11 protein-coding genes are annotated in these 7,944 nt (G+C 59.9%); all 11 read left to right on the top strand.

Going from position 1 to position 7,944, the window contains the following annotated elements; genetic code table 11:
* Positions 1 to 281: 281 nt before the first annotated feature.
* On the top strand, positions 282 to 962 hold the full coding sequence (locus VDP74_RS15155) for a GntR family transcriptional regulator (RefSeq protein WP_416233006.1): 681 nt from the start codon (positions 282 to 284) through the stop codon (positions 960 to 962).
* A 37-nt stretch (positions 963 to 999) separates the two neighbouring features.
* Positions 1,000 to 1,917 (top strand): fumarylacetoacetate hydrolase family protein, encoded by a 918-nt coding sequence (locus tag VDP74_RS15150; RefSeq protein ID WP_323000471.1) that lies wholly within the window; start codon positions 1,000 to 1,002, stop codon positions 1,915 to 1,917.
* Positions 1,918 to 1,959: 42 nt separating this feature from the next.
* Positions 1,960 to 2,355 carry a cupin domain-containing protein gene (locus tag VDP74_RS15145; protein WP_323000470.1) on the top strand — a complete coding sequence of 132 codons (396 nt, stop codon included), beginning with the start codon at positions 1,960 to 1,962 and terminating at the stop codon, positions 2,353 to 2,355.
* A gap of 148 nt (positions 2,356 to 2,503) precedes the next feature.
* A complete protein-coding gene (locus VDP74_RS15140) occupies positions 2,504 to 3,427 on the top strand; it encodes a TRAP transporter substrate-binding protein (RefSeq protein WP_323000469.1) in 924 nt (307 codons plus the stop codon).
* Positions 3,428 to 3,509: 82 nt separating this feature from the next.
* Entirely contained in the window at positions 3,510 to 4,022 is a 513-nt protein-coding gene (locus VDP74_RS15135; RefSeq protein WP_323000468.1) for a TRAP transporter small permease, read from the top strand.
* Positions 4,022 to 5,302 carry a TRAP transporter large permease subunit gene (locus tag VDP74_RS15130; RefSeq protein ID WP_323000467.1) on the top strand — a complete coding sequence of 427 codons (1,281 nt, stop codon included), beginning with the start codon at positions 4,022 to 4,024 and terminating at the stop codon, positions 5,300 to 5,302. The genes VDP74_RS15135 and VDP74_RS15130 overlap by 1 nt, the downstream gene beginning before the upstream one ends.
* Before the next feature lie 98 nt (positions 5,303 to 5,400).
* Positions 5,401 to 6,147, top strand: a complete 747-nt coding sequence (locus tag VDP74_RS15125) for an SDR family oxidoreductase (protein ID WP_323000466.1) — start codon at positions 5,401 to 5,403, stop codon at positions 6,145 to 6,147.
* Between the two features lie 49 nt (positions 6,148 to 6,196).
* The gene (locus VDP74_RS15120) at positions 6,197 to 6,976 is read left to right on the top strand and encodes an SDR family NAD(P)-dependent oxidoreductase (protein ID WP_323000465.1); all 780 of its coding nucleotides are present in this window, start codon (positions 6,197 to 6,199) and stop codon (positions 6,974 to 6,976) included.
* A 63-nt stretch (positions 6,977 to 7,039) separates the two neighbouring features.
* The gene (locus VDP74_RS15115; RefSeq protein WP_323000464.1) at positions 7,040 to 7,360 is read left to right on the top strand and encodes a Dabb family protein; all 321 of its coding nucleotides are present in this window, start codon (positions 7,040 to 7,042) and stop codon (positions 7,358 to 7,360) included.
* Positions 7,357 to 7,677, top strand: a complete 321-nt coding sequence (locus VDP74_RS15110; protein ID WP_323000463.1) for an aldolase/citrate lyase family protein — start codon at positions 7,357 to 7,359, stop codon at positions 7,675 to 7,677. The genes VDP74_RS15115 and VDP74_RS15110 overlap by 4 nt, the downstream gene beginning before the upstream one ends.
* Before the next feature lie 84 nt (positions 7,678 to 7,761).
* The coding region (locus VDP74_RS15105; RefSeq protein WP_323000462.1) for a hypothetical protein at positions 7,762 to 7,944 on the top strand (183 nt) is incomplete at its 3' end.

The raw sequence follows: 7,944 nt of genomic DNA, 5'->3' as shown, positions 1-7,944 counted from the left end.
GGACCGGATCGTCCGGGCGCACCTGGACGTGTACCGGGAACTGGCCGGACGCTAGCCGCCGCGCGCCTGACAGCGGAGACTCTGGCGCATTGCCCTCTCTGAAGGCTAAACCTGCCTTCATTGTTCAAATCCATTCTTTTTTCTAAGACACAGGCCCCGTTACGACGGGGCCTGTGCGTTTGTGGCGTGACGGAGCCCGCTGACTCGGGTATACCCCGATTTTCGGTTTTCCATACAAGAATATAATTTGTATGCAAAACACAATTATGTATAAATTGACTATGGATAGCACACAAAAAAAACCGATAACTCAGTCTGTCTATGAAGATGTCCGGACGCTTCTGGGCTCCATGATGCAGGACCTCACGGAACCGGTTCGTGTTCGTGAAGAAGACCTGGCCAATCAGTTGGGGGTCAGCCGCACGCCGGTCCGGGAGGCCTTGATCCGCCTCGAGAGCACAGGGCTGGTCAGTCTGCGTCCGGGGCGTGGCGCCTTGCTGTCGCCGGTAACGGACGGGGAATACATCGAATGGCTGCAATTGCGAGAAATGCTCGAAGGTTTCGCAGCCCACGAAGCGGCACTCAACGCCTCCCAACGCGATGTCGAGCGGCTGCGTGCGCTCTTCGCCCCTTTTCTGGATGCACCGTCCGAAGAACGGGATGCCAGCGCATATGCCCAGGCCAACGTGACTTTTCATGAAGAAATCATGGCGCTGGCGCACAACCGCTTGCTGGAAAAAGTGTGGGCCGCTTTCGGTCACCGCCAGACCACGTTCCGGCGGCAGACGATCAAGCGGTTGCACCGTGGCGAGGACTCGTTGCGCGAGCATCTGGCCATGATTGATGCGATCGAGCAGCGCAATGCCGGTTTGGCGGAACGGCTGGCCCGGGAGCACGTCCATGGCTTGCTGGCGGCTTTCAGGAAATTCATTCAGAGCGGGGCCTCGTCGGTCGATCTCTGAACAGCGTGATTTACGAAGATGTGGGATGGGGGTTTGAATGAAATTTTTGAGTTTTATCGAGCAGGCAATGCCGCGGCTGGGGCTGTTGACGGAAGATGACACGGTGATTGATCTGACCGCGATGCTGGCTGCATCGCCGGATCATCGGCTGCCGTTCATGCCGGCTAATGTGAGCGAGCTGATCGCGCTGGGCGAGCCGGGGATGCGTGCCGTCAGCGCCTGCCTCGATCGGCACCTGGATGCGGGGCAGTCGGGGCTGAAACTGGCGGATGTGCAGATCGCCGCGCCGTTGCTCATGAAAAAAAACGTTTTTTGCGTGGGCAGGAATTACCGAGATCACATCATCGAAGGCAATCTGGCACGCGGGCGTCCTGCGGATCAGTTCCCCACGGCCATCGAGTTCTTTACCAAACCGCCCACGGCGGTGGTTGGCCACCTGGCCAAAGTGCGGCGGCATGCCGACCTGACCGACAGCCTGGATTATGAAGCCGAGCTGGCGATCGTCATTGGCCGTCGTGGCTGCGATATCAGCCGTGATGCGGCCTTGGACCACGTGTTCGGATACACGATCGTCAATGACATCACCGCGCGTGACTTGCAGCAGCGGCATGGTCAGTGGTTCAAGGGTAAAGGTCTGGATACCTCCTGCCCCATGGGGCCTGTGGTGGTTCACCGTTCAGCCATCCCGAATGCCAACGATCTGGCTATTTCATTGACCGTGAATGGCGAACTGAGGCAATCGGACAACACGGCTTCGATGATTTTCGACGTGCCGGCCATCATTGAGCAGTTGTCGGCAGGGATGACGCTGGAACCCGGTGACGTGATTGCAACCGGCACCCCAAAGGGCGTCGGGTTCGCTATGACGCCGCCCGTTTGTTTGCAGCCGGGCGACGTGGTGTCGGCCACGGTGCAGCACATTGGCACATTGACCAACACCCTATCGAAAGAGTGATGGCGGCCCCATGCCGCCACGTGAAACCCCAAGGAGAAGCAGATGGTCCTGCGTGAAGATCTGGCACCTTTTGCCAGTGGAGAGCTTGCGTCCCGCTATGTCGATGTGGCTGCCTTGCCGTGGAAATCGACACCGACGCCGGGCATTGACATGAAGATTCTGCTGGATGTGCCCGAAACGGGCCTGATGACGGCTTTGTTTCGCTGGCAGCCGGGGACGGAATTGCCCTTGCACGAGCATGTGGAAATCGAACAGACGTATGTGCTCAGCGGCAGCATCGTCGATGACGAAGGTGAGGTCAGAGAAGGCGATTATGTTTGGCGCCCCAAGGGGAACCGGCATATTGCCCGCTCTCCGAACGGCGCGCTCGTGCTGTCCTTTTTCCTGAAACCGAACAAATTTCTCGAAGGCTCTCTGGCTGGGCAGGAATTGAAGTAGTGCAATCACCGCAAATGGCGGAAAAAAATTCAAAGGGTAGGAGATGAATATGTCGTTCAAGTTGAAAACCACCTCGGTGTTTCTGGCGGCGGCCCTGCTGGGGGCCTCGGCCACACAGGCATCCGCGGCCGATATTTCCGGGCGCAGCATGAAGTTCAGCTACGCTGTCAGCGCCACCAATCCTGTCGGCCTGGCTGTCAATAAATTCATCGAGGTCGCCAAGGAAAAGAGCGGCGGGAAATTCAAGATCACGGGCTACCCGGATGCCCAGCTGGGTAACGAAATACAGTCCATGTCTTCTGCCCAGGGCGGCATCGTCGAGCTCTCGGTGGTTTCCACCGCTGGCGCAACCAGCAACGTCAAGGAACTGGGGATTTTCGATCTGCCATTCATGTTCCATAGCGTCGAGGAAGCCGATGCGGTGATTGATGGCCCGGTGGGAAAGAAGCTGCTGGAAAAATTCCCGAGCAAGAACCTCATTGGGCTGTGCTATTGGGATTATGGCTTTCGCCAGGTCACAAACAGCAAGCATCCCATCCAGAAGCTGGAAGACTTCAATGGCCTGAAGCTGCGCGTCCTGCAAAACAGCATCTACATTGATACCTTCAAGGCGCTGGGCGCCAATCCGTTGCCCTTGCCTTATCCGGAAACCTATACGGCGCTTGAAAGCAAGGCCATTGACGGGCAGGAAAGCTCCTACCTGGTGACCCAAAGCAGCGGCTATCAGGAAATCCAGCCCTATCTGACGGAGACGCAGCACGTTTTCCTGCCGGCCGTCGTGCTGGTCAGCAAGCGGTTCTGGGACAAGTTGAATGCGGATGAACGGGCCGTGTTGAGCGATTCGTGCTCGGAGTCCGTGACCTATTTCCGTCAGGTCAGCCGCCAGATGGAAAAAGACGTTGTCAAGGAACTGGTCGGGGCCGGCATGAAGTTCAACACCATCGACCCGGAACAAAAGGCACGCCTCATCGAAGCGACTGCCTCCGTGACCAAAAAATATAAAGCGCAGCTGGGTGCGGAGCTGGTTGATGAGACCCTGGCGACCATCCAGAAGGTCCGGGGAAAGCAGTAAGCATTTAATTCTTGAGTCATGAGTGCCCGTCCGACAGCGAGGCTTCCTGTTGGACGGGTATGTCAATTTTATTGGAGTGCCCATGTCGAAATTGATCAGGGCCTATGACACGCTGCTGAAAGTCATCATTGTCGCTTGCCTGGCCGCCATGGTCGTCATGGTATTTGCCAATGTGGTCATGCGCTATGCGTTCAACTCAGGCCTGCCTGTTTCAGAGGAACTGGCGCGCTGGTGTTTTGTCTGGCTGTCATTTCTCGGCTCGATTCTGGTGCTGCGGGAACATGCGCACCTCGGGGTTGACGTGGTGATAGAGGCTCTGAAGCCGAAGGCGCGCAAGGCATGTCTGGCCTTGGCTAATGTCTTGATGATCTACGCCACATGGCTGATTTTCGTAGGCAGCCTCGAGCAGACCCGCCTGAACTATGAGGCCACGGCGCCCGCGTCCGGCTTGTCCCAGGCGTGGTTCTTCGGCGTCGGGGTGGTGTTTGCCGTGTCGACTGGCATCATTCTGCTGCATCAGCTGTATGTCCTGATCAGGACGCCCGCGGATCAATTGCACACCATGGTGGAAAATACTTCGTTGGGAGCCGACTGATGACGCTCCTGTTATTCATCATTGTCCTTTTCGCCGGACTTGCCATTGGCCTGCCCGTTGCGTATGCGTTGATATTGACAGGCGTTGCCCTGATGTATCAGCTGGATTTCTTCGATGCGCAGATCGTTGCCCAGAACTTGCTGAACGGTGCCGACAGTTTCCCCCTGATGGCGGTGCCGTTTTTCATGCTGGCCGGCACGCTCATGAATGTGGGAGGATTGTCGCGTCGCATCGTGAATCTGGCGCTGGCGCTGGTCGGGCATATCCGGGGCGGTTTGGGATACGTCACGATTCTGGCAGCCAGCATTCTGGCGAGCCTTTCCGGGTCCGCTGCTGCGGATGCTGCCGCGCTAGGGGCCATGCTGGTGCCCATGATGATGCAGGCGGGCAGCACCCGGGGGCGCTCTGGGGGGCTGGTGGCGGCTTCGGGCATCATTGCACTGGTCATCCCGCCCTCGATCGGTTTGATCCTGATCGGCGTGACCGGGAACATCTCCATTACGGGTCTTTTCCTGGCCGGGATTGTGCCCGGGATCTTGATGGCGCTGTGCCTGTGCGTGACCTGGTTCCTGGTGTCTCGCAAGGACGACATCCAGCCATTGCCGCGAGTGCCGATAGCGGAAGTGCTGGCCTTGCTGCGCGAAAGCTTCTGGGCCTTGCTGTTGCCCGTGATCATCATCGTCGGTTTGCGCTTCGGGGTCTTCACGCCGACGGAAGCGGGCGTCGTGGCGGCTGTGTATGCCCTGTTGGTGGCGACCTGCGTTTATCGGGAACTGCGTCCGCGCGAGCTGTACGCCGTCTTCCTGGAATCCGCGAAGATGAGCGCCATGGTGATGTTCCTGGTGGCGGGGGCGTTGGTGTCCGGCTGGATGATCACGGTTGCCGGCCTGCCGCAGCAGGTGACCGAGCTGGTCGAGCCACTCAAGGATTCGCCCACCTTGCTGATGCTGGCGATTGTGGGCCTGGTGCTGGTCATTGGCACCTCCATGGACATGATCCCCATCGTGTTGATTCTGGTCCCCGTTCTGCTTCCGGCGGTGGTGGCGGCTGGCATCGACCCAGTCTACTTCGGCATTGTGTTCATGCTGGCGTGCTCGATCGGCCTGATTACTCCGCCTGTCGGGGCGGTGTTAAATGTGGTGGCGGGCGTCACCAAGGCGAAAATGACGGAAATCATTGTCGGGGTCTGGCCATTCCTGCTGGCTCAGTGCATTGCATTGCTGCTGCTGGTGTTGTTTCCGCAGATCGTGGTGATTCCTTATCGCTGGATCATGGGGTAGCGTGATGCGGCCATTTTGCTCAAGGCATGGACATCGGTCCTGCACGCTCAAGGAGGAGACTGGTGCATAGTGCGGATGGGGTGAACGGGTGCCGGGTCATGATTTCCGCCGGCGCGTCAGGCATCGGCCTGGAAATCGCGCGTGCCTTTCTCGAGGCGGGCGCCCGGGTGCAGGTTTGTGATCTGTCCGCCGAGGCCTTGAGTCATGCGGGCCGAACCGTGAAGGGCCTCGGGACGTTCTGCGCGGACGTGTCCGATCCGTCGTCCGTGGATCAATGGTTCGATCATGCGCTGGCATCTTTGGGCGGTCTGGACGTCCTGGTCAACAATGCTGGCATCGCGGGCCCCACAGCGGCGCTGGCGGATGTGTCCGTGGACGATTGGGACCGTGTCATGGCGGTCAATGTGCGAGGGCACTTCCTGTGCACGCGCAGGGCCATTCCCGCCCTCAAACAGTCGGAGCGGGGCGCCATCATCAATCTCAGTTCGGTGGCTGGGCGGTTGGGCTATCCGTTTCGTGTCCCCTACGCGGCCTCCAAATGGGCTGTCGTGGGCATGACCCAGAGTCTTGCTATTGAACTGGGCGAGTACGGCATCACGGTCAATGCCGTGTTGCCTGGCATCGTGGAAAGCCGGCGTGTCGACGAGGTGGTGGCTTCGAAGGCGCAGGTCAAAGGCATTTCCGAGGCGGACATGCGTGCGGAGGTGCTGGCGCATGTCGCCATGCACCGCATGGTGCCCATGTCCCACATTGCCGGGATGGCCGTGTTCCTGGCTTCGCCGGCTGGACGCAGCGTTACGGGACAGAATATGAATGTGTGTGCGGGTGTGCAGACCTTGCGTTGAGCAAGGGTTCGCATGTGGCGCGCCGCGCAATGGTTTTCAGGAGAGTGGGATGAATCTCGATTATTTGAAGACGACGTTCGGTCTGCAGGGCCAGACAGCCTTGGTGACCGGATCCGGGGCAGGGCTGGGTTATGCCATTGCGTCCTGCCTGGGTCAGGCAGGGGCGCGGGTCCTCATCAATGATCTGTCGCCGCAGCGCTGCGAGGAGGCGGTGGCGGCATTGGCAAACCAGGGCATCGAGGCCCGCTCCGCGCCCTTCGATGTCTCCGATCATGCGGCTGTGGGCAGGGCGGTCGAGGCCCTGTCGGCAGATCGCTGGGCAATTGACGTGCTGGTCAGCAATGCGGGTAATCAGAACCGCATGCCCCTGGTCGAGCAGGCGCCGGATGCCTGGAAATCGCTGTTCAAGGTGCATGTCGATGGCGCTTTCAATTGCGCGCAGGCGGTCTTGCCGCAGATGGTGGCCCGGGGGGGCGGCCGCCTCATTCTGATGTCCTCCGTGGCGGCCATGGCCAGCATGCCGGGCATCTCGGCCTATGCGTCCGCCAAAGCCGCATTGGCGGCCTTGACGCGATCCATCGCGGTCGAATACGGCGCACAGGGCGTGACCTGCAATGCGCTGGCGCCCGGCTTCGTCAAAACGCGTTTCACCGAGGCATTGCAGGAAAAGGCGCAGTTCAACGCTTTTCTTCAGGACTCCGTGCCACTGCAGCGCTGGGCTGAACCTGAAGACATTGCGCCGGCGGTGCTTTATCTGGCGTCCGCCGCCGGTCGCTTCGTGAATGGCCATGTGCTGGCCATAGATGGCGGCTTGCTGGCCCGGATGTAAGGATGGGGTGGGGGTAGGGCCCCCTGCGGATATGTCGTCAGTCGATGGACTCGAGAGGAAAGAGTGAGCGGATCAGGGGCGTTTCTGCATGTGGTGATGATGCGGTTTGGAGAAGGCGCCGATGCGCGGTTTCACCATCAGGTCAGAGTGCATGCGCAAAAGGTGCGAGACGAATGCGCGGGCATTTTGATGTATCACTATGGTGAAAACGTGGCGGATCGGTCCAAGGGATATACACATGCCACCAGTGCGTTGTTCGTCGATGCCAAGGCGCATGATGTCTACCAGACCAGTCCGGCACATGTCGCGATGAAGCAGTACATGATGAGTCATATCAAGGACATGGTGGTCTACGACGGCTTGTTGCCGTCACAGGCCGGTTGATACCAGAGTTCGCCAGGCGAAATCGTTTCAAGCACGCGCTCACGTCGGCGGTCGAGCCCAGAATCGGCCTGTTTCTGGGGCTGGGCGATCCCGGTGTGGCTGAATGGCTGGGCGACACGGCGTTCGATTGGCTGCTGCTTGACGGCGAGCATGGCCTGGGTGATTTGCGGACGGTCCTTTTGCAGTTGCGGGCGCTTCAGGGCAGTGCATCCGACGTCCTGGTGCGCGTCGTCGATCATGATGCCGCACGCATCAAGCAGGGTCTGGACATCGGTGTTCAGACCCTGCTGGTGCCGATGGTGAAATCTGCCGCCTGATCGTCCAGGCGGAATCCCGCGCCGCCCTGGCGGCCCTGGACGACATCCTGGCGGTGGAGGGCGTGTTCGCCACCCGGCTGGGCCGTGCCGCCGGGAGACGCGTCGGCTCTGGCGAGCGCCGCACTGGTTTCGGCCCCTCGGCTGCTGTTCTTCATCACCAATCCGGCGTTCCTGGTGTCGCGCCGGCTGCCGGTCACTTTGGCCGCGCAGGCTCAGGCTTCCGGATCCACGGGAGGCAGTGCGACGGAAGGGACCTGGTCCAGCGGC

This window comes from Castellaniella sp. (genome assembly GCF_034674885.1).
In the GTDB taxonomy this organism is placed as follows: domain Bacteria; phylum Pseudomonadota; class Gammaproteobacteria; order Burkholderiales; family Burkholderiaceae_B; genus Castellaniella.
This window is presented reverse-complemented; position numbering and strand designations above follow the sequence as displayed.

What these genes read in the sequence shown, in the direction of transcription:
- VDP74_RS15155 (WP_416233006.1), top strand. Translation starts at nt 282, where the DNA reads ATGGATAGCACACAAAAAAAACCGATAACTCAGTCTGTCTATGAAGAT.
- VDP74_RS15150 (WP_323000471.1), top strand. Translation starts at nt 1,000, where the DNA reads ATGAAATTTTTGAGTTTTATCGAGCAGGCAATGCCGCGGCTGGGGCTG.
- VDP74_RS15145 (WP_323000470.1), top strand. Translation starts at nt 1,960, where the DNA reads ATGGTCCTGCGTGAAGATCTGGCACCTTTTGCCAGTGGAGAGCTTGCG.
- VDP74_RS15140 (WP_323000469.1), top strand. Translation starts at nt 2,504, where the DNA reads ATGAAGTTCAGCTACGCTGTCAGCGCCACCAATCCTGTCGGCCTGGCT.
- VDP74_RS15135 (WP_323000468.1), top strand. Translation starts at nt 3,510, where the DNA reads ATGTCGAAATTGATCAGGGCCTATGACACGCTGCTGAAAGTCATCATT.
- VDP74_RS15130 (WP_323000467.1), top strand. Translation starts at nt 4,022, where the DNA reads ATGACGCTCCTGTTATTCATCATTGTCCTTTTCGCCGGACTTGCCATT.
- VDP74_RS15125 (WP_323000466.1), top strand. Translation starts at nt 5,401, where the DNA reads ATGATTTCCGCCGGCGCGTCAGGCATCGGCCTGGAAATCGCGCGTGCC.
- VDP74_RS15120 (WP_323000465.1), top strand. Translation starts at nt 6,197, where the DNA reads ATGAATCTCGATTATTTGAAGACGACGTTCGGTCTGCAGGGCCAGACA.